The organism is Pseudonocardia sp. OZ21 (assembly GCF_059359135.1).
In genome coordinates this window covers 113,404-132,836 of the sequence record NZ_JCADBN010000002.1, presented here as the reverse complement: position 1 = coordinate 132,836, position 19,433 = coordinate 113,404, and the positions used below count along the sequence as shown (strand labels likewise).

21 protein-coding genes are annotated in these 19,433 nt (G+C 70.5%); 7 read left to right on the top strand and 14 right to left on the bottom strand.

Annotation, left to right across the window (positions count from 1 at the left end; genetic code table 11):
• Positions 1-16 precede the first annotated feature (16 nt).
• Both AC5L35_RS04305 and AC5L35_RS04300 read left to right on the top strand, forming a co-directional pair.
• Positions 17-820: a metal-dependent hydrolase gene (locus tag AC5L35_RS04305; RefSeq protein ID WP_495058213.1), complete on the top strand. Its 804-nt coding sequence runs from the start codon at positions 17-19 to the stop codon at positions 818-820.
• A 49-nt stretch (positions 821-869) separates the two neighbouring features.
• On the top strand, positions 870-1,697 hold the full coding sequence (locus tag AC5L35_RS04300) for an NAD(P)-dependent oxidoreductase (RefSeq protein ID WP_495058212.1): 828 nt from the start codon (positions 870-872) through the stop codon (positions 1,695-1,697).
• A gap of 79 nt (positions 1,698-1,776) precedes the next feature.
• Here AC5L35_RS04300 and AC5L35_RS04295 read toward each other — a convergent pair whose 3' ends face one another.
• From AC5L35_RS04295 to AC5L35_RS04250, 10 genes are all read right to left on the bottom strand, one after another.
• Positions 1,777-1,962 (bottom strand): hypothetical protein, encoded by a 186-nt coding sequence (locus AC5L35_RS04295; protein ID WP_495058211.1) that lies wholly within the window; start codon positions 1,960-1,962, stop codon positions 1,777-1,779.
• A gap of 82 nt (positions 1,963-2,044) precedes the next feature.
• On the bottom strand, positions 2,045-3,247 hold the full coding sequence (locus AC5L35_RS04290) for a CehA/McbA family metallohydrolase (RefSeq protein ID WP_495058210.1): 1,203 nt from the start codon (positions 3,245-3,247) through the stop codon (positions 2,045-2,047).
• 2 nt (positions 3,248-3,249) lie between these two features.
• On the bottom strand, positions 3,250-4,386 hold the full coding sequence (locus AC5L35_RS04285) for an ABC transporter ATP-binding protein (RefSeq protein ID WP_495058209.1): 1,137 nt from the start codon (positions 4,384-4,386) through the stop codon (positions 3,250-3,252).
• Positions 4,386-5,207, bottom strand: a complete 822-nt coding sequence (locus tag AC5L35_RS04280; protein ID WP_495058208.1) for a carbohydrate ABC transporter permease — start codon at positions 5,205-5,207, stop codon at positions 4,386-4,388. The genes AC5L35_RS04285 and AC5L35_RS04280 overlap by 1 nt, the downstream gene beginning before the upstream one ends.
• Positions 5,204-6,127 (bottom strand): carbohydrate ABC transporter permease, encoded by a 924-nt coding sequence (locus AC5L35_RS04275; RefSeq protein WP_495058207.1) that lies wholly within the window; start codon positions 6,125-6,127, stop codon positions 5,204-5,206. Before AC5L35_RS04275 ends, AC5L35_RS04280 begins: the two co-directional genes overlap by 4 nt.
• Complete coding sequence (locus tag AC5L35_RS04270; protein WP_495058206.1) at positions 6,099-7,514, bottom strand: extracellular solute-binding protein; 1,416 nt, start codon at positions 7,512-7,514, stop codon at positions 6,099-6,101. Before AC5L35_RS04270 ends, AC5L35_RS04275 begins: the two co-directional genes overlap by 29 nt.
• Positions 7,515-7,602: 88 nt before the next feature.
• A complete protein-coding gene (locus AC5L35_RS04265; RefSeq protein WP_495058205.1) occupies positions 7,603-8,343 on the bottom strand; it encodes a GntR family transcriptional regulator in 741 nt (246 codons plus the stop codon).
• Positions 8,343-11,210 carry a glycoside hydrolase family 38 N-terminal domain-containing protein gene (locus tag AC5L35_RS04260; protein WP_495058204.1) on the bottom strand — a complete coding sequence of 956 codons (2,868 nt, stop codon included), beginning with the start codon at positions 11,208-11,210 and terminating at the stop codon, positions 8,343-8,345. The genes AC5L35_RS04265 and AC5L35_RS04260 overlap by 1 nt, the downstream gene beginning before the upstream one ends.
• Before the next feature lie 120 nt (positions 11,211-11,330).
• Complete coding sequence (locus tag AC5L35_RS04255) at positions 11,331-12,059, bottom strand: ferredoxin reductase (RefSeq protein ID WP_495058203.1); 729 nt, start codon at positions 12,057-12,059, stop codon at positions 11,331-11,333.
• Between the two features lie 322 nt (positions 12,060-12,381).
• Positions 12,382-12,789 carry a hypothetical protein gene (locus AC5L35_RS04250; RefSeq protein WP_495058202.1) on the bottom strand — a complete coding sequence of 136 codons (408 nt, stop codon included), beginning with the start codon at positions 12,787-12,789 and terminating at the stop codon, positions 12,382-12,384.
• Between the two features lie 590 nt (positions 12,790-13,379).
• Between AC5L35_RS04250 and AC5L35_RS04245 the strand changes: the two genes are divergently transcribed.
• The 5 genes from AC5L35_RS04245 (at position 13,380) to AC5L35_RS04225 (ending at position 16,496) form a co-directional block, all read left to right on the top strand.
• Positions 13,380-13,697: a hypothetical protein gene (locus AC5L35_RS04245; protein WP_495058201.1), complete on the top strand. Its 318-nt coding sequence runs from the start codon at positions 13,380-13,382 to the stop codon at positions 13,695-13,697.
• A 195-nt stretch (positions 13,698-13,892) separates the two neighbouring features.
• A complete protein-coding gene (locus AC5L35_RS04240; protein ID WP_495058200.1) occupies positions 13,893-14,303 on the top strand; it encodes a hypothetical protein in 411 nt (136 codons plus the stop codon).
• A 571-nt stretch (positions 14,304-14,874) separates the two neighbouring features.
• The gene (locus AC5L35_RS04235; protein ID WP_495058199.1) at positions 14,875-15,252 is read left to right on the top strand and encodes a hypothetical protein; all 378 of its coding nucleotides are present in this window, start codon (positions 14,875-14,877) and stop codon (positions 15,250-15,252) included.
• Positions 15,253-16,149: a peptidoglycan recognition protein family protein gene (locus AC5L35_RS04230; protein ID WP_495058198.1), complete on the top strand. Its 897-nt coding sequence runs from the start codon at positions 15,253-15,255 to the stop codon at positions 16,147-16,149.
• The gene (locus AC5L35_RS04225) at positions 16,146-16,496 is read left to right on the top strand and encodes a hypothetical protein (protein ID WP_495058197.1); all 351 of its coding nucleotides are present in this window, start codon (positions 16,146-16,148) and stop codon (positions 16,494-16,496) included. Before AC5L35_RS04230 ends, AC5L35_RS04225 begins: the two co-directional genes overlap by 4 nt.
• A 9-nt stretch (positions 16,497-16,505) precedes the next feature.
• Here the strand turns inward: AC5L35_RS04225 and AC5L35_RS04220 are convergent, their stop codons facing one another.
• From AC5L35_RS04220 to AC5L35_RS04205, 4 genes are all read right to left on the bottom strand, one after another.
• Positions 16,506-16,760: a hypothetical protein gene (locus AC5L35_RS04220; protein WP_495058196.1), complete on the bottom strand. Its 255-nt coding sequence runs from the start codon at positions 16,758-16,760 to the stop codon at positions 16,506-16,508.
• 570 nt (positions 16,761-17,330) lie between these two features.
• Complete coding sequence (locus AC5L35_RS04215) at positions 17,331-17,819, bottom strand: Lsr2 dimerization domain-containing protein (protein WP_495058195.1); 489 nt, start codon at positions 17,817-17,819, stop codon at positions 17,331-17,333.
• Positions 17,820-18,181: 362 nt separating this feature from the next.
• Positions 18,182-18,790: a sulfite oxidase-like oxidoreductase gene (locus tag AC5L35_RS04210; RefSeq protein WP_495058194.1), complete on the bottom strand. Its 609-nt coding sequence runs from the start codon at positions 18,788-18,790 to the stop codon at positions 18,182-18,184.
• Between the two features lie 28 nt (positions 18,791-18,818).
• Complete coding sequence (locus AC5L35_RS04205) at positions 18,819-19,412, bottom strand: PadR family transcriptional regulator (RefSeq protein WP_495058193.1); 594 nt, start codon at positions 19,410-19,412, stop codon at positions 18,819-18,821.
• Positions 19,413-19,433 lie beyond the last annotated feature (21 nt).

The following is a 19,433-nucleotide window of genomic DNA, read 5'->3' as shown; positions in this document are numbered from 1 at the left end:
TCGCTAACGTCGTCCGGTGCTCGGGGTAAGTCATGCAACATCCGGCGCGGCCCTCGGCCTCGCCGTCGCGGGTTTCGCGCAGCAGTGGGTGGAGATCGACTCGAGCGCAGGATCGGTGCTGACCTTCGCGGCCGTGTGCGCGGGCGCCGCACTGCTCCCGGACCTCGACCATCCGTCGTCGATGGCCACCAAGCGGTTCTCCATCGCGTCCTGGCTCGCCAGCAACGCGGTACGGCCGCTGTCCGGGTTCGTCTACGACCTGACCAAGGGCCGTCGCGACACGGGCAAGGGCACTCACCGCGGCCTCACCCACACCGTGGTGGCCGCCGTGCTGCTCGGACTGGCCATCAACTTCGCGTCGGCGCGGTGGGGCACCCCGGTGCTGGTCGGGACGCTGTTCGTCTGCATCGCGCTGGCGATCAAGGGGCTCGACGCGATCGTGCCCGGCCCCCCGTCGCTGGTGATCGCGGCAGGGCTCACCTACGGGGTGGAGGAGTTCGTCCCGGGCGGCACCGCGGGCACCGCAGGCTGGCTCGGTACGGCGGTGGCGCTCGGCATGGTGGTGCACTCGGTCGGCGACGCGATCACGGAGTCGGGCGCCCCGCTGCTGTGGCCGATCCGGATCCGCCGGCGCAGCTGGTACCCGGTGGGACCGCCGCGCCCGTTGCGCTTCCGGACCGGCGGCGTGGTGGAGACCTGGCTGGTGGCCCCCGCTCTCACCGTGGCGACGTTCCTGCTGGCCGCGTACGTGGTGCCGGGGGTCGCCCCATTCCTGCTGGACCTGCGCGTCGGCTTCGAGCGGCTCGTCGCCGGAGGCTGAGCGGCGACGCACAGGCGTCCGGCCGGTCCACAGGGACGATGATGGTCGCGTGGACGAAGACGCAGACCTCCCGCCGCGCCCGGTGATCGGCGTGCTGCACCCCGGCGCCATGGGCGCGGCGCTGGGGTCGGCCCTCAAACCCGTGGCCGGTGCCGTGATCTGGGCCGCCGCCGGCCGGAGCAACGCCACCTCGAAACGGGCCGAGCTCGCGGATCTCGTCGGCGTGCCCGATCTCGCCTCGCTGGCGCAGCGGTCGGACGTGATCATCTCGATCTGTCCGCCGCACGCCGCCGTCGAGATGGCCGAGCAGGTCGCCGAGGCGCTGGGCGACCGCCCGGACCGGCCGGTGTACGTCGACGCGAACGCCGTCTCCCCGGACACGGTGCGGCGGATCAGCGCGGTTCTGGGCGCCGAGCACGTCGTCGACGGCGCGGTGATCGGGCCGCCGGCGTGGGAGGCGGGCCACACCGTGCTGTTGCTCTCCGGCGCGGCGGCAGGTGCGGTGGCCCGTCTGTTCAGCGGTTCGCCGTTCGAGGCCCGCGTGCTCGGCACCGAACTGGGCGCGGCGAGCGCACTCAAGGCCTGCTACGCCATGCAGAGCAAGGCGATGCCTGCGGTCTGGCTCGCGGTCGCCGCCGCGGCCCACGGCTACGGCGTGCAGGACGCGCTGGCGGACCTGCTGGCCCGGGACGGCGTGGATCTCACCGCCGTGCTCGACAAGCTGGAGGCCCAGGCCGGTCCGAAGGCGTGGCGCTGGGTGGGCGAGATGGAGGAGGCAGGCGACACGGTGGCGGCCGTGGGCGTCCCGGACGGGTTCTCCCGCTCGGCCGCGGAGATGTACCGGCGGCTGGCGCAGGAACACGGGACCGGCTCCTGACCCGAACGACCGCCGCCGCACCGGGGGGAGGGGTGGGCGGCGGCGGTCGACGGGGCGGGGTGTCGCCCCGGTCTCGTGGTTAGTGGTCCGCCAGGTGCGACGTGTCGCGCACGTCCTGGCTCCACCCGCGGTTGCTCACCGAGTCCCAGCCGCGGTTGCCGGGCACGTCGTGCGAGGCCTCCGCGCTCGGCGCGCCGCCGAGGAGGATCGCGCCGGCCATCGCGCTGACAAGAACAGCAGTGACGGTCAGTGACGTGCGTTGCATGGGGGACAGCTTGGACTGCTGGGGCTTGTGAGACCCCATCGTCCCGGCATTCTCACTCGAAGGTGTCCCGACGCGCCGCAGGTCAGGTGACCAGTGCGAGCACGCTGTTGTCGGCCGACTCGAGCCGGTGCGGCCCGGGACGGCCCGGGAACGACCGACGGTCACCGAGCACGACCCGGCGTCCGCCGTCCTGGTCGACGAGGTAGCTGCCGTCGCCGTCGTGCACCACGAGCTCGTCGCCCACGCGGAGCAGCACCGGGGCGTCCCGCCCCGCGCTCAGCGCGATCTTGCCCGCGTCGATCCCGCCGAGCACGTCGTCCCCGGCGCACTGCACCCACGTCGTCGGTACGCCGAGCGGGCGACCCTGGGCGGGGTTGTGGAAGTCGCTGCCACCGAGCGGGAGCACGGCCGGGTCCCAGGCGAGCCACCAGGCCAGCGGGCCACCCCACCGTCGATCGAGCCAGGTCCAGTGCCAGATCTCGGCGAAGCGCGGCCTGCGGACCATGGGGTGTCGCCACGCGCAGTCGTTCGCCAGCGGGTGGTTGACCGACAGCAGGCCGCCGCGTCGCTCGGTCTCGGCCAGCCAGTCGTCGGCGGGCATGCGGAAGTCGATCCAGCCGATGTCGCCGAAGGCGTTGGCGTGCCCGGTGTCGCGGGTGACCTCCTGCCCGGGCAGCAGCAGCACCCCGGCCCGGCGCCCCGCCGCGGGGAGCGCGGGGTGGTGGCTCACCGTGTTGTGGTCGGTGACAGCCAGGAAGTCGAGGCCGCTCGCGGCGGCGAGGCAGGCCAGCTCGTCGACGGTGAGCGCGCCGTCGGAGTGCACGGTGTGGCTGTGCAGGTCACCGGCGAGCCAGCGCAGGCCGGGCTCCGCCGGCAGCTCACGCCGCGGCGGCCGGGCCGGGACGGGCGGGGCGGCCGGCGGGGGCGGCGCGGGGGGAGGGGTGCCCACGGTGGTGTCCACCACCAGCTCGTACTCGAGCCCGTCGACCGGCACCCGGTGCAGCCCGAGGCAGACGTGCCAGGTGCCGGCGTCGAGCGGCCCGGGCAGGTAGCCGGGCGTCGCCCGGTCCGCGGTGATCGTGAACGAGTCACGGGCCCCGCCGGACCAGCCCCGGAAGCCCGCGGGGGAGAAGCAACCCAGGTCGAGCACGCCTGCGCCGCGGTCGAACGCGAGCCGGACGGAGAGGGCGCTCGCCCCGGCCGGGACGTCGACCGGGAGTTCCTGGTAGAAGTGCTCGGCGCGGTCGTCGAGGCTCCAGCGGCCGCGGTGCACCGTCCGTGCCACGGTCAGTCCCCCGCGGTGGCCAGCACGGGCTCGCCCGCGCCTGCCCGCTCGCTGCCCACCAGCTCGCCGTCGTCGTGCCGGTAGAGCAGCACCCGCTCCGGCGCCGCCACGGCCCACCCGCGCGAGCCGATCTCCGGCTCCTGTCCCTCGGGCACGGTGACCTGCACGATGCTCGCGCCGCCGGCGGCGCCGGGCACCTCCAGCGAGACGAGCGAGCCCACGCCCATGTTCTCGACGATGGCCACCACGCCCTCGATGCCGGTCGGCTCGGCCGCGGTGTGCAGGGTCATGTACTCCGGCCGCGCGGCGAACACGAGCTTCTCCCCGTCGCGGGCGTGCGGGCGTGCGACCGCCGGCAGCGGCAGCGTCGTGCCCGCCACCCGCACGGTGTCGCGGTCGGCCACGGCGTCGAGCAGGTTCATCGGCGTCGACCCGATGAAGCTCGCGACGAACGTGCTGGCCGGGTGCTGGAACACCTCGGTGGGGGTGCCGATCTGGCGGATCCGCCCGGCGTCCATGACGGCCATGCGGTCGCTCATCGCGAGCGCCTCGGCCTGGTCGTGGGTGACGAAGACCGTGGTGACACCGAGGTCGCGCTGCAGCCGCTTGAGGAACGTGCGGGCCTCCAGCCGCAGCCGGGCGTCGAGGTTGGACAGCGGCTCGTCGAAGAGGAAGACCTTCGGGTGGCACGCCACCGCCCTGGCCAGCGCCGCCCGCTGCTGCTGGCCGCCGGACAGCTGGCCGGGGCGCCGGTCGAGCAGCCCGCCCAGGCTCAGCCCCTCGGCCGTCTCCTCGGCCTTGGCCTGGCGTTCCGGCCTGCCCATCTTCTTGATCCGCAACGGGTAGGCGATGTTGTCGCGCACCGTCATGTGCGGGAAGAGCGCGTAGTCCTGGAACACCATCGCGATGTCGCGGGCCCCCGGCGCCAGCCCCGTGACGTCCCGGCCGCCGATCAGGATGTGCCCGCCCGACACCGTCTCCAGGCCGGCGATGGACCGCAGCAGCGTGGTCTTCCCGCAGCCCGACGGCCCGAGCAGGGCGAAGAACTCGCCGTCGGCGATGGTGAGGTCCAGGCCGTCGACGGCACGGACGCCGCCCGGGTACTCCTTGACCAGCCGGCGCAGCTCGATGTCGGCCATCAGCGCTTGATCCCTCCGTGGAAGCGGAACCCGTAGCGCCGGTTGACGAAGACGTACATCGCGACGACGGGGATCGAGTAGAGCAACGAGAACGCTGAGATCAGCCCCAGGTCGGCCTGACCGCCCTCGGTGTAGAAGGTGTAGAGCACCACCGCGGCCGGGGACTTGTCCGGGCTGCGCAGCAGGATGAACGGGGTGAGGAAGTTCCCCCACACGTTCACCACCGTCCACACCGCGATCGTGGCGATCCCGGGCCGCACCACCGGCAGCACGATGTCGCGCAGGATCTGCAGCGGCCCGGCGCCGAACACCCGCGCCGACTCCTCGTAGGAGCGCGGGGTGGCGTCCATGAAGTCCTTGAGGATGAAGATCGCCGCAGGCAGCAGCCCCCCGCTCAGCACGAGCACCACGCCGAGCTGCGAGTCGATGAGGTTCAGCTCGAACATCAGCAGGAAGATCGGCACCATCGCGGCCGTGCCGGTGACGATGGAGGAGAGCAGCAGCAGCGCGTAGAGCAGGCCGTCGCGGCCCGGGATCCGCACGCGCGACAGCGCGTATGCGGCCAGCGCGCCGAGCACCGTCACCACCACCATGGAGCCCAGCGCCAGCAGCACGGAGTTGCCGAGCGACGTGAGCGCGTAGGGGTTGTCGAGCAGCCCGGTGAAGTTCTGCCAGGTCCACTCCGGGAGCGAGGTGGTGAGCGTGGGCGTGCGGTCGAACGGCGCGAGGAGCAGCCACAGCACGGGGAGGGCCATGAACGCGGTGATGACGGCGATCAGCACGTAGAAGCCGATCCGGCCGACGAGCTCGCGCGGGCTCATGACCGGCGCTCCCGCAGCAGGCGCAGGTAGACCACCGCGAGCACGAGGTTGATCAGCAGCATGAGCAGCGAGATCGCGGTGCCGAACCCGAGTTGCCCGTCGAAGATCGCCGACTCGTAGACGAAGACCGGGAGGATCTCCGACCGGTTGTCCGGGCCGCCCGCCGTGATCAGGTAGGGGGCGAAGTCGTTGAACGTCCAGAGGCTGATCAGCAGCAGGTTGGTGAGGACGTGGCCGCGGATGTGCGGGAAGACCACGTCGCGCAGCTGCTGCCACCCGGACGCGCCCACCATGCGCGCGGTCTCGAGCTGGGACGGCGGCACGGCGTTCAGCGCCGCGCTGAACAGCAGCATCGAGAAGGCCGTGCCGCGCCACGTGTTGAACACGATGATCGACAGCATCGGGTACTCGAGCAGCCACGCCATGCCCGGCGTGCCGAGCAGCGCGTTGAACGTGCCACCGTCACGGTCCAGCAGCGCGATCCAGAGGAACGCGACCACCGAGCTCGGCAGGATCCAGGCCAGCATCACGAACGACTCGACGACGCTGCGCACGACCCGGGGGACCGTACGCATCGTCCAGGCCAGTACGAAGCCGAGGATGCTCTGCCCGATCACCGCCGAGCCGAGCACGTACAGCAGCGTCAGCCACAGCGAGTTGAGGAACTCGGGGTCGCGCAGTGCCCTGACGTAGTTGTCGAGCCCGACGAACTGGGGCCGCGCGGCGGCGATGCCGGTGAGCCGGTAGTTGGTGAGCCCCAGGTAGAGCGTCCACAGCGCCGGGTAGACCAGGAAGATCGCGATCAGTGCCAGCGCGGGCACGACGAACGCCGAGGCGCGGACCCGTCCCAGGCCTGCGGCGTCCGTCGCGGTCTCCCGCGCGGGGGCGAGGTCAGCCGGAGGTGATGTCGTCAGCGCCACCGAGCGCACCCTCCAGAGCGGTCCGGTACTGCTGCGCGGCCTGGTCGGGCGCGGTGCCGCCGACGACCGCCGCAGTGGCCTCCTGCAGCGCCTGCGACACCTGCGGGTACTCCGCGAGTCCCGGCCGGTAGGCGGTGACGGGCAGCACCTGGGTGGCCACGAAGCCGAGCATCGGGTCGTTGCCGAGCACGGCGGCGTTGACGTCCTCGCGCTGGGTGATCCGGGCCGTGTCGCCCAGCTGGGTGCGCACGGCCTCGGCCGAGTTCATGAACTGGAGCAGCTGCCATGCCTGCTGGGGGAACTCGGTGTGCGGGTTGAGCGCCCGCACGGACCCGCCGGACATGCTCACGAAGTCCTGGCCGCCCAGGCCCTTGCCCGGCTGCTGGGCGGGGATCTTCGCGTAGCCGACCACCTGGTCCCGGTCCGGCATCGGCGCGATGCCGTCCGTGGGCGACACGACCGAACGCCAGAAGTAGTCGCTCTCCAGCAGGATGCCGATCCGACCGGCCGCGAACTCCTGGAACGACTTGTCGCGGCCCTTCGCCTCCTGCTGCAGCTGGGGATCGCCGAGCCCGCCACCGTAGATCGACTGGTAGAGCCCGAGCGCGTCCCGCAGCTGCTGGGTGTCGCCCATCCACTTGCCGTCGGCGTACAGCGCCGCGCCGGTGCCGGCCAGCAGGGGGAGCACGCCCTGCATGGTGGTGGCCTCGCCCATCGCGGTGCCGGCGTTGAGCTGGATCGGGTCGACGCCGGGCAGCTGCTTGAGCTTGGCACCGGCGTCGAGCACGTCCTGCCAGCTCGTGGGCTGCCAGTCGGTGGGCAGCCCGGCCCGGGCGAACAGCTCCTTGTTGAAGAAGAGCACCCGGCCGTCGGTGCCGTAGGGGACGCCGTAGCGCTGCCCGTCGAACGTCGCCAGCTGCTCGACGGGGTCGGGGATCTGGGCCCAGCCGTCCCAGCTGCCCGCGGCCTCGCCGACCAGCTGGTCGAGCGGCTGGATGTAGCCGGCCTGGGCGAACTCGCCCACCCAGATGCCGTCGAGCGCGACGATGTCGGCGCCGCCGCCACTGCGCATGTCGAGCGACAGCTTGGTCTTGTACTGCTCGTCGTCGACACCCGATGGCTGCAGGGTGACGGTGGCCTGCACGCCCTGGTCGGCCATCTGCTTCGTGAACTGCGGGATGACGTAGTCGACGATCCAGTCGGCCTCCTGGGCGTTCTTGCCGCCCTGGGCCACGTTGGCCGCGATCGTCAGCGACACCGTCTTGGCGTCGGCGTTTCGCTGGGGGTCGCCCCCGCTCGCCGTCCCGCCACCTGCGCAGCCCGCGAGCGCGAGCGTTGTCACCGCCGCGAGTGCCGCCGCGATCCGGGCCGTTCTGCTGCCTGCCATGCCCACCTCATTGTGCGTACGTGACGACATGATCAGCGGGACTATGTCATGACTTATGTGGGTTCGTCGATGACAGTTGGATATCGGCTCAACGTCCGGTGAGTGCCACTTCGAACGAGTACCGGGAGGCCCGGTAGAGGTGGTCGCCGTACTCCACCACGACGCCGCGGTCGTCGAACGTCGTGCGACGCATGGTGAGCAGCGGCGCGCCTCGCGGCTCGTCGAGCAGCCGGGCCTCCGCCCCGGACGCCTTGCGGGCGCCGATGCTCTGCTGCGCGGCGGCGAGCGTGACGCCGGCGTCGCGCAGCACCTCGTAGAGGCCGCGCTCCTCGAGCACCGCGGGGTCGAGCTGGACGAGGTCGGCGCGCAGGTGGTTGCGCAGGATGGCGAGGGGCTCGCCCCGCGTGCGGCGCAGCCGCTCCAGCGTCAGCACCGCGGTGCCCTCCGGCACCTCCAGGGCCGCGGCGACCACACCCGATGCGGCCTGCACGGTGTGGGACAGGACCGCCGTCGTCGGTTGCTGGCCGGAGCCGGACAGGTCGTCGAACAGGCTGGTGAGCCCCACCGGGCGGCGCACCCGGGCCCGGGCGACGTGCGTGCCGACCCCGCGCCTGCGCACCAGCAGGCCCTTGTCCACGAGGTACTGGATCGCCTGGCGCATGGTGGGCCGGGAGAGCCCCAGCTCCTCGGCGAGCGCGATCTCGTTGTCCAGCCGCGCTCCCGGGGGCAGCTCGCCGGACTCGATGGCCTGCTCGAGCTGGCGGGCGACCTGGAAGTAGAGGGGTACCGGGCTGGCCCGGTCGACGACGACCTGCGGGCGGTCGGCCATCACCCGCTCCTCGTCGCCGTGGACTCGTCGATCCGGACGGTCGCGATCTCCCAGGGGCGCAGCGGCAGCTCCAGCCGTCCCGCGGCCACCGGCAGCTCCCGCGTGGTGCCGCCGCGCAGGTCGACGGTCCGGGCGGCGTGGAACGGGCCGCTGAGCACCGCCGTGACCGGCTCGGGGGACTGCGCCACCATGCGCACCTCGATCCCACCGTCGCGGCGGCGCACGCTCGTGAGCACCGCCCCCTCGACGGTCAGGCCCCGATGACTCTCCAGCGGGCCTGCGCCCCCCTCCTCACCACTGCCCTCGCCCGCCGCCACGTGCAGCGGATGCCGGTAGCGCTCGCCCGCACCGACGAGGTCGGCGTCGACCCAGGTGCCGGCGTGGGGGAGCACCGCGAGCGCGACGGTGGTGGTGCCGATCATCTGCGCCTGCGGGGTGGGGATCTGCGGGCCCGCCGGCTCCTCCCGGTACGGGTGCACGTTGCGGCTGATCTGTCCCGTGCAGCGCAGGACGGTGAGGGCCAGCTCCCCGTCGGCAAGCTCGTACTCGCAGGCCTGGGTGAGCAGCAGCCCCGCCCCACCCGCGTCGACGAAGCCGTGCGCCGGGAACGTCGGCAGCGGGTGCTCACCGCTGGGTGCGGAGCCGGCCGACCGTGCGTCGAGCCCGTCCCCGCCCTCCGCGGTGAGGCCCCGCTCGACCACCGCGAACTGGCCCTCGGCGTGCGACGTCGCCGCCGGCCGGGCGGGCGGCACGTGCAGTCGCACCCGGTGGTCGGCGCTGCGGTTGTCGATCGTGAGCTCCAGGCGCACGAACGGCTCGCCCGCCCGCAGCTCCACGTGCATCGCGACACTCGCCGGCTCGCACGCGTCGCTGCGCCGGTCGTGCTCCCAGTCCATCGCGGCGGGCCAGGAGTAGGAACGCCCGACGGTGATCGCGGCGCGCAGCGGCCCCCCGTCCGGCGCCGTGACCTCGACGGTCTGCGGCGTGTCGAGCACGGTGTCGGTGGCGGGCGGCGCGTAGTTGTAGGTGTCGCCGCGGTCTGCGCCGTCGACGATCCGGCCGACCCCGTCGAGCACGGTGCCGTCGGCCGCGGTGATCCGCAGGGTGCCGTCGTCGTGCACGTCCACGCGCACGAGCCCGTTGTCGAGACAGCGGTCCTGTGCGCGCACCGGATGCGGGACGACGTCCTGGCCAGGCGCTGCGTCGGGGGCTGCCACCGGCCGCACCGAGCTCCAGCCCAGCGCGGGCACGGTCACCGGTCCGGTGAGCACCCGGCGCTCGCGGGCCCGCAGCCGGACCGTCCAGGTGCCGTCGACGGCCGCTGCCGTGACGGCGGCGCGCAGGGCGTCCGGGTCGAAGGGCTCCGCGCCGCCGTGCCGGGCGAGGTCGAACTCCAGGACGCGCTCGCCGGCGTGCACCGCCCACGTGACGATCTCCAGGCCGAACAGCTCGCGGCCGTGGATGCGCGGGAAGAACGTGGGGAGCGCCGACGCGGCCATCCGCTCCTCGTGCAGCAGGGCCGGGGTGCGGCTCTCGACCTGCGTGGGCGTCACGCTGCCGTCGGCGTGCTGCAGCGCGACCGCCCGCCACTCGGCGGGCACCTCCAGGTCCAGCGTCACGACGTCGGTGCGGTCGGCTGCCGAGGGGTTGACCACGACGAGCGCGTCCCGGGGGACGCCGCGCGCGATGCCGCGCACCACCCGGTCGCGGACGGCCTGGCCGAGCTGCTCGGCCTCGGAGATGCGGGCGAACACCTGCACGGCGGTCTCGTCCACGCCGCACCCGGTGACGGAGTCATGGCCGGAGGCGTCGACGAGCCGCCACCAGGCCATGTCCAGGAACCGCTGCGGCCACGCGGGCGACCACAGGGCGGCCAGCGGCTCGGCGTAGCGCTCCACCATCCGCTCGGCCCGGGCCATGGCCTGCTTCAGGTGCGGGCGCACCGACAGCACACCGGGCAGGATGTTGGCAGCTGCGTGGCTGCGCAGCTCACCCCGGACGACCGCGATGCCATCGTCGTCCGCATTGCGGGCGGTGATGTAGTCGCCGAGGGTGGTGATCTCCATCCGCACCGGCGTGCCGTTCTCCGCCAGCCCCTCGACGAGCCCGACCAGCGAGCGCACCGGCGCCGAGTGGTCGGTGCCGTACATGCCCAGCACCGGTTCGGTGCCGAACACCGGCCGCAGCGCAGCCTCGAGGGCCACCGCCCGCTGCGCGAACCGGGTGGGGTCGGCGAAGAGGGACGCCGCGTTGCCGTAGCCCCCGACCAGGTACTCCACGCGCACCGCGCTGCCGTCCGGTGCGACCCAGCGGAACGCATGGCCGTCGACGGCGGCGGGAACGCCGCGCCACAGGCAGGCATGGGCGAAGCCCGCGGAGGCGAGGATCTGCGGCATCTGCGCGCAGTGCCCGAACTCGTCGGGCAGGTACCCGACCGGCATCGTCCCCCCGAGGTCGTCGGCCCGGGCCCGGCCCAGCTCCAGGTTGCGGATGATGTTCTCGCCGGAGACCAGGAACTCGTCGAGCAGGATCTGCCAGGGGCCGACGGCGAGCTGACCGCGCCGCACCAGCGCCGCGATGCGGTCCCGGTTCTCGGGCCGCACCTCGAGGTAGTCGTCGACCGCGGCCATCTGGCCGTCGAGGGTGAAGTGGAAGCGGCGGTCGGCCTCGGCCCACTCGAGAACGTCGTCGAGCAGGTCGACCAGCCGGAGCCGGAAGCGCTGGAACGGCTCGTACCACTCGCGGTCCCAGTGGGTGTGGGGAACCAGGTGGACGGTCGCGGTGGCGGTCTCCGCCTGCCCGTTCGCCGCGGCCGCGCCGGTCGTGGTTGCGCTGGTGGGGAGTGCCCCGGTCGTCGTTCCGGTCATGCGCTGGCTGCCTCGCTTCGATCGGGGTGCCGGGGCCCACTATTGGTCCTGACAACCTAACGATCATCGGCGAGTATGTCGATGGTGACCGGTTCGTCCCGGGTCGCCACCGTGCCGGCGTCAGCCGGAGGGCCCGAACCGCTCCACCCGGATGCGATCCACCGGCACACCGGCCTCCAGCAGCACTCCGGTGGCCGCGTCGGCGAAGCCGGGGGAGCCACATACGTACACGTCCTCGCCACCGCGCACGAGCGGCGCGACATCGGCCATGGCGATACGGCCCGCCGTGCGACCGGCTCCCGGTGGGGCCTGGCGCGTGTAGACCAGCACGGTCTCCGGCCCGGGCAGCTCGTCGGCGTAGTAGAGCTCGCCCGGCGAGCGGGCCGACACCACGAGGCGCAGGAGGTCGGCCTGGCCGGTGGCCCGCGCCTGGCGCAGCATCGCCATCAGCGGCACCACGCCGGAACCGCCACCGACGAGCAGTGCCGGAGTGTCGCCCGTCCAGACGAAGAAGCCGCCGATCGGCCCGCGGACCTCCAGTTCGTCGCCGGGCTGCACCACCTCGTGCAGGAACTCCGAGACCTCGCCGCCCTCCAGCCGCTCGACGGTCAGTTCGATCTCCCCGGACCCGTCGGGTGCGGACGCGACCGAGTAGGACCGCGATGCGGTGTAGCCGTCGGGCGCGGTGAGCCGCAGGACGTAGTGCTGCCCGGCGAGGTGCGGGCGCGGGTCCGGCAGCGCGAGCCGGAACGTGCGTGCCCGCGGTGTCTCGTCCCGGACGGTGAGCACGCGGGCCGTCTGCCAGCGCAACGTCCGGCGGTGGGTGGTGTCACCGGGGGTGAGGCTCATCGGCCGGCCACCGAGCGGTCGTCCCGGGTGCGGAAGCAGGGGTTCTCGCACGCGACATGACGCCGGTCAGGGCCCCCGGGGCTCACCGACCTGCGCGGGTACGTGTTACGTCGCATGCACACTCCAGGACCGGGCTGGATCGGGTTTCGGGCGGTCGGCCGAACCGCTCATCAGACTGTACGGCGTCGCGGAAGCAGCAGGCGCCTGTCGGGCCGGCACCCGGGCAGCGATCGCGAGCACGTCGCCGGGTATCCCCGCGCGCTGCCGGAAGTCGAATATCCGACCGAGGTCGGTGTGAGTTCCGGTCGATAATCCGCCGGCGTCAGACCGAACCGAGAATATCCTCGACCATCGCATAAACCGCCTCGCGCTGCTGTGACGGCAGCTTGGCCAACTCCTGCGCCATCTCCTCCAATGTCAGCACCCGCCGCTGGCTGGATTTTCCCAGGTGGTCGCGAACCTGCTGCTCGGCGTAATCCGTGAGGTAGCCGAGATCGACGAGGATGGCCCAGCGCAGCTCGGACAGGGTCAACCCGGGCAGCCGGGACAGGGCGTCGATCGTCGCCGGGTGCGGTGCCCGCATCGAGCCGTCCGCCGATACATGGGCCGACTTGTGTAAACGCTCTATGGTCGCGTGCGACAGGCCGGTCAGCCGCGCGGCGTCCCGATAGCTGTACTGGCCGCCGACACCAACCCGCGTGAGTAAGTTTCCGATCTCCGAGGTCGTCATGATCTTCTGCTGCTCCGTTCGCGAGCCTTCGTCTCGGGTTACGGGCCGCCCGTGATCCGTCGTGAATGACCATTGGCGTGATAGCGGTCGAGAAAAGCGCTGGTAGGCACCATGATCACGGCCCCAGGTCGTGATCATTGGTGTCCTGTGTTGTTTGACACAAGCACCGCCCGGGTGTACCAATGGTTCCTCCGAACGATCTGCATGAACAACATCAAACAGGGCTGTCATCGGAGGACGCGGCCGCCCTGTTGGTGGGCCTCGCCCTTCCCGGTGACCTGCACCACCAGGTGACGATAACAGAGAGTATGGCACGCCGTCGCAGGTTCGTCTAATCAGGTGAGACAGTGACAGGGGTAGAACAACTGGTTAAGAGGTGAAGTGGGCGCGCGCCTGTGAGTAGGTGGTCCCTCCGGCGTCGGGAGTCGGACGGATGGGTCCAACGTATGTCCATATCGGTAAGCGCGACGTCCGCTACCGCGTTCGGAAGTCGAGGCCGAATAAATGCACGGTAGTTTTCATCCGCCACCACCCCTGCCCCTGCTGGTCTCCGGACCGACCACCCCGGACGAAGGCCCCAGGATTTCACCGTGAACGAGGCGTCAAATATAACAGGACACGGTGCTGACCGTCCCGACGAGAATCCCGACAAAAACCTAGACGAGAATCTCGGTGAAAATACCGGTGTCGAGCATGGCGACGTACCGGTCGCGGACTGGTATATCGAGGCGCTGAAGTTCATCCTCGCCTCGATACTCGAGTCGAACGAGCAGGACGGCGATAGTCACCGCGTGCTCGTCGACGGTCGATGCGTGAGTTGTGGTCGGAACTTCGTCGTCATCGTCGTGCCCGCGCACATCATGGCGAACGCCATGCGTATCCATAACATGGCCGCGCCGCTCGAATAATATTTAGCCGGTTGCTGTCTCCGGACACCAGTCGGACCTTTGGCTTGATTACGCAGGTACTCGGTGTCACATCAGATGCGACAGGGAGAACGTCATGGCAAGTGAAATCTGGAAACCTCGGAGTCGTTCTCTGTCCGAGGACGCGGCCCGATATCCGCTCGGAACCGAGCGGTCCTGATGGGGTCGCGGGGAATCGTGGAAGAGATGAACGGCGACGGCGAGGACTGTTGGGCCGCGATCCGGAGGATCGGAGAGGCGCTGGTTCCGGACGAGCAGGGTGCCGGCGGCGCCGCTTTCCGGGCGTTTCTGATCTACCGGGCAGGGCATGGCGAGTCCGCGGATCACGGGCCGACGTGCGGTGACCTGCTGGACGCCGATAACGGCCTGGTCGGCGTGCTGGCCGAAATCAACGTGGCGCTGGGTCTCCCGCCCGCCACGCCGGCGACCAGAACGATCAGAGCCGCGCGCACGGCCGCCGCGGCAGCACGTGGAACCTCTGTTCCGGGAGCGGAGGCGCAGCCCGCGGGACGCGCGGTCTATTTCGGTGCCGTCATCGGCACCTCCGACAAGGAGTTGACCGCCGAGCATGAAGTAGATACTCAGTGAGGTGTCGGCCGGGATGAGGCGGCCCGGGCACCTCGCCAGGGAACTGTGCGGCCGGTCCATTTCGTTTGCCCGCACTGTCACATAGGATCAGACGTGGCGCGTGCAAAACTGCCACCTGCGAAGACCGACGAGATGCTCGGCACGATTTTGCTCATCACGGGAGAGCGTGCCCTGTTGTCCAGTGGCGAAATTCGGGAGTGGACCGGACGGGCCTGGAAAATTATTCCGGGTGACTGGCGGCCGGCTCGACCTGATCGGCGGTGAGCTGATATCGAGGCGCGGCCGGCGATACGACGTTTAGCACTCGGACCGAAAGGTCCCGATGATGGAGGTGGCAGTATGACGTTCGCCCAGCCGGTATCTTCGCCGATATCTCCGGTCGGCGCCCCGCGGCTTCACGTGCTGATCGACGAACCGGTCGTGCCCGGTGTCGTGACCGGTCGGAGGTCGGCGGGTGTACTGACCTCCGAAGTCGTGCCATGAAGACGACGTCGCCGAGGCGGTGCCGGGTGCTGCTGTCCGGTCGAACGCGGTACCGAGGGCCGGCTCGTCGATCGGATGGCTGATCGGGATGACAGATAACGTAAATCTCCTCACGGTTTATCTCACTCTCGCGCTGAGCGTGATCACCTTACTGGTGCTGATCAGCGCGAAGTTGCGAGAGTTGCTGAAGCCCATTTTCTGGTGGCTCGGTCGGGGCCGGGCATTGGGCAAGATGAAGCGGGTCGACGAGGTGGAGGACGCGCGGGTCGCCGACCTGACACGTCAGATGGAGTACCTGGCCACCCGCGTCACTGCACTCGAGACGGACGCCGCTGCCCATCGGAAGATGGTCATGGAACACGCGACGTGGGATGTCTACGCGATTGTCGAGGCAGGGAAGGCCGGCGTGGTACTGGAGCCGCCGCCGGCACTGCTCACACACCATATCGAGAGGCAGGAGGCCTAGATGAGCGTGCGTTCGGGAGAGTGGCGCCCCCTGGGTCCACAGACGCAGTCGAAGATGTCGCGACACGACATCATCTGCCTGCACTCGATGGTCGGCACGCTCGCGGGCACCGACTCTTATTTCCGGCAGTCCGGTTATGGCGGTGTCGAGTCCCACTGGGGCGTCGGGGGCGATGGACGGGTGTTCCAGTGGCAGGACACGGATTACGTGGCCGAGGCCAACCTGGACGGTAATCATCACATTCTCTCCGTGGAGACAGCCGACATCGGTCCGGAGTTTCCGAAGTGGAACACGGCCGACGGCGCAGAGGTGCCGGCGTGGACCGCCGCGCAGATGGACTCCATAGCGGAGATCATCGCTCGGTGCTGCATCGAGTACGACATTCCCTGTGTGCTGATTCCGGACAGCCGGCCGGGTCGGCGCGGCATCGGATATCACCGGCAGGGCGTCCGGCCGTACATGGTCGCGGGCGGGGAACTATGGTCCTCGGCCGCCGGCAAGGTTTGTCCGGGAAACCGGCGCATTGCACAGATTCCGGGCGTGATTTCCAGGGCCCGGGCGATTATCGGAGGTAATGAAATGTCCGCTGAGACCGAACGCAAGATCGACGAGATCCACGCGGAGCTCGTGAAGCGCATCGACTCTCGGGTGCATCACATGGGTGACCCGGACAACATGTACGGCCACATCCTGTCCGTACGGAACATGTTGACCGCCATGCACCGGCAGCTCTGCGTGGTGCTCGACGGCATGGCCGGTCGGCCGGGTCCCGACCGGGACACCCAGTGGGGGCACAACATGTCGACGTTCGCGCGGGTCAAGCGCATGGAAGCCAAGCTCGCGGAGATCAAGACGACACTCGCCGACCTGCCGCCGGAGGAAGGTCGGACGAAATGATGATCGACATCGCGCAGCTGCTCTCGCTGGTGATCGGGATCGTGCTGCCCGTGGTGGTCGCCGCGGTCACCCGCTATGCGGCCTCGGGCGCGGTCCGGGCAGTCCTGCTGGCAGCACTGGCCGTCGCGACCGCGGTGCTCACCGAGTGGGGGAGAGCCGTTGCGGCGGGCGACGCGTTCGCGTGGCAGGTCTCCGCGTTCGCCGCGCTCGGCACGTTCATCGTGGCCGTGTCGGCGTACTTCGGCCTGTGGAAGCCGACCGGTGTCTCGGAGGCGGTCAAGCTTGTGCCCGCCGGTTTCGTCGGCGGCCGTCATCCGGTGAGGGGCGCGGTGAGGGGCAAGGGCTGAGTGGGCGTTCTACGCATGCAGCCGGGGGCAGCCGCAGCCGGTCGCGCTGCACTCGCTGCCGCGGCGGTAGTGCTCGTGGGCCGCCACCGGGTGCCCGCAGCCGCAGAGGCCGGTGGTCGGCGGGCGACCGGCGAGGATCGCCCACGCTGCCCCGATCACGATCAGTGCCAGCAGGACGGTGCCGGGATGGTCGGAGGCGAACGCGTACGCATCGGTGAGGAGCGAGTGGATCCAGAGCCATGTGGCGGCGGTCCTCAGGACCACCGGCTGTGGTTGACGGGTGGCGCGATCGGATCCGCGCGGCGATTGTCTGCCGTGCGGGGGGATGGGTGAGAGCAGTGGCTAATCATGTTATACACAATGGACCATTCTTTGTGAGGTGCGTTGCCGTCCCCGAGGGTTCGCGTGCATTTCCGCGGTGTCAAGTGTGATGTGACAGGTTCACTCACTTGCTACCGGGGGTGCGTGATCTCAGGTGCCGGGCGGGCCGGGTAGCCGGGTCGGTCGATTATTGTTCGCTGATTCCGAATCGCCGGTGGTCGGACGGCCGAACAATGAGAGTCACCCCGCGATCCGCGGGTAGAGGCGACGTTCTGCGGGCCGTGGGGCCGCACTGCGGCAGGCCCACCTGCGGCGACACGGGGAGGTGGCGATCGCAGCGGAGTCGGGCCCACGGTGCATGAGCGGCTCGTCCTGCGTGTCACTGGCGTGCGCGCGCTCGGGCGCCGTCGCGGGGTGCTGCCCGCGCCGGCGTCCGGCGCGTTTCGTCGTCGCCGGTATCAAGAGCCGGGCCGTCATTCTCCCGCGCGGATCGGTGACGGGCCCGGAGCCAGGTCAGGCCATCGCCGGAACGGCGTCCGCCGTCTCGTCCGCCGTCTCGTCCGCGACGGGGCCCGTCGCGGCGGCCGTGGACTCCGACACGAGGAACTCGGCGGGGATCTGGCCTCGGGCAACACCCTCCCGGTACCCGGCCAGCACGTGGGAGGGAAGGCGGCCTCGAATGCCGATCTCGCCGCCCGTGCTCTTGAACCATGCACGGGCCATGGCGTTCTCGTCGTTGGCTGCGGCGATCTTGCCGACGGTGCCGGCCGGTGTGGATGTGGGCCTGCCGCCGCCGCCCCGGCGCCGCGCCGCTACCGGCCCGGGCCGGACGATCCGGGCGAACCTGATCCACTTTTCGAAATCCGCGGTGATCGCCGCGCGGTTCTCCTGGCCAAGATCGATTTCGTAGGTGGTGCCCTGGAAGGCGAACGTGACCTGGGCACCCTCTGCCGAGATTTCCTCGCCAGAGACGTCGTCGACGAACTGCATGCGGGTGCCCATGGGGATGCCCTCTCCGTTCAGGGATGGAAGAATGGATCTTGACCGGGGGCTGTCAGAAGATGAAAGACACCGTAGGGCACCTGGCCGGATTAGCGCAACACATTCGCTGCGACACTCCCGCATGATGTACGAGTAGCCGACAAACGTCAGTCATTCGACCAAAGATGCGGTGGGAAACTTCGAAAAACGCGCGTGGCCGGTGTCGCGGGCGCCTGATCGCGAGGATCCCGGACGCGGGTCGGCCCGCCGGCCGGATGGGCCGCTCGCGCGCCGTGCGCGAGTGGGGCCTCCGATGCCATGGCGGGACCGGTTACGAATTTCGAATATACCGAGAAATAGGTGTTATCGGTATTTGCTGGGCGTCAGTCGCCCTGGTAGCGCTGCTCGGCCCACGGGTCGCCCCGGTCGTGGTAGCCGTTGCGCTCCCAGAACCCCGGTTCGTCGTGGTCCATCAGGCGCAGGCCCGACACCCACTTCGCGCTCTTCCAGAAGTACAGGTGCGGCACCAGGAGCCGCGCTGGTCCGCCGTGCTCGACGGTCAGGGGAGATCCGTCGGCGTCCCAGACCACCCAGGCCTTGCCGTCGGTGATGTCGGCCAGCGGCAGGTTCGTGGTGTAGCCCGTGTGTGACACGGCCATCACGTGCGTGGCGCTGGGCAACGGGCGCGCCGCGTCGAGCAGGGTGTCGACGGAGATGCCGTCGAAGGTCATGTCGAACTTGGACCAGGTGGTGACGCAGTGGATCGCGCCGTCGTAGCGGGAGCGGGGGAGGGCGTGGATCTCGTCCCACGTCCAGCTCACCTCGTGCTCGACCAACCCCTCGACGGTGAACGTCCAGGTGTCGGTGGCGATCCGCGGCGTGGCCTCGGCGTGCAGCACCGGCCACTGGTCGCGCGCGTCGTACTGGCCAGGGGGGAGCCGGGGGTCGCGTTCGCCGCGGCGCCCGAAGAATCCTCGTGTGATGCCCGCCATGGTGGGGTAAATCCTCCGGGAGCCCGATTCATTCCGCTGTGGTGGTGCCCGGAGTGCCGGTCGCCCTCTCCCGTGTGCGGCGCAGTCGGTCGAGGTCGCCCTCCGCGAGCGCCGTCCAGAACCGTAGCGCGGCGTGCTCCATCTCGAGACCCAGCTCCAGGGTGATCATCCGGGGACGGCTCGCGGGGTCGTCGCCGAACCGCTCCACCATCGCCTCGTACACCGCGATGCGCTCCTGGTGCTGCTTGATCTGCTCGGTGGCCAGACTCGGGACGTTGCCCGGGTCGCCCACCTCGTTGAAGAACAGCTTGAGCTCGGCGATGTCGCGCATCTGGAAGTGCTCCTCGGTGGGCGAGGCGAGCCAGGCGCGCAGGGCGCTCCGTCCGCTGCCGGTGAGGGTGTAGGTCCGGCGCCGCCGTCCGCTGTCCTCGACCGAGAGGGCGAGCAGCCCGGCGTCGGCGAGCCGTTCCGGCTCGGAGTACAGCTGCGCGTGGGGGAAGTTCCAGAAGAAGCCGACCGAGTGCCCCACGGCCCGTTTGAGGTCGTACGGCGTGGACGGGCCGCGTAGCGCGATCATCCCCAGAACGACGTAGGACGTCGGGGACAGCCGGACCGTGGACACGGTCGGATCCTAGCGAACCAT

Bases quoted from the DNA above. Each gene is read 5' to 3' on its own strand.
- AC5L35_RS04295 (WP_495058211.1), bottom strand. From the start codon at position 1,962: ATGCAACGCACGTCACTGACCGTCACTGCTGTTCTTGTCAGCGCGATG.
- AC5L35_RS04285 (WP_495058209.1), bottom strand. From the start codon at position 4,386: ATGGCCGACATCGAGCTGCGCCGGCTGGTCAAGGAGTACCCGGGCGGC.
- AC5L35_RS04280 (WP_495058208.1), bottom strand. From the start codon at position 5,207: ATGAGCCCGCGCGAGCTCGTCGGCCGGATCGGCTTCTACGTGCTGATC.
- AC5L35_RS04270 (WP_495058206.1), bottom strand. From the start codon at position 7,514: ATGGCAGGCAGCAGAACGGCCCGGATCGCGGCGGCACTCGCGGCGGTG.
- AC5L35_RS04265 (WP_495058205.1), bottom strand. From the start codon at position 8,343: ATGGCCGACCGCCCGCAGGTCGTCGTCGACCGGGCCAGCCCGGTACCC.
- AC5L35_RS04260 (WP_495058204.1), bottom strand. From the start codon at position 11,210: ATGACCGGAACGACGACCGGGGCACTCCCCACCAGCGCAACCACGACC.
- AC5L35_RS04255 (WP_495058203.1), bottom strand. From the start codon at position 12,059: ATGAGCCTCACCCCCGGTGACACCACCCACCGCCGGACGTTGCGCTGG.
- AC5L35_RS04250 (WP_495058202.1), bottom strand. From the start codon at position 12,789: ATGACGACCTCGGAGATCGGAAACTTACTCACGCGGGTTGGTGTCGGC.
- AC5L35_RS04235 (WP_495058199.1), top strand. From the start codon at position 14,875: ATGACAGATAACGTAAATCTCCTCACGGTTTATCTCACTCTCGCGCTG.
- AC5L35_RS04230 (WP_495058198.1), top strand. From the start codon at position 15,253: ATGAGCGTGCGTTCGGGAGAGTGGCGCCCCCTGGGTCCACAGACGCAG.
- AC5L35_RS04225 (WP_495058197.1), top strand. From the start codon at position 16,146: ATGATGATCGACATCGCGCAGCTGCTCTCGCTGGTGATCGGGATCGTG.
- AC5L35_RS04215 (WP_495058195.1), bottom strand. From the start codon at position 17,819: ATGGGCACCCGCATGCAGTTCGTCGACGACGTCTCTGGCGAGGAAATC.
- AC5L35_RS04210 (WP_495058194.1), bottom strand. From the start codon at position 18,790: ATGGCGGGCATCACACGAGGATTCTTCGGGCGCCGCGGCGAACGCGAC.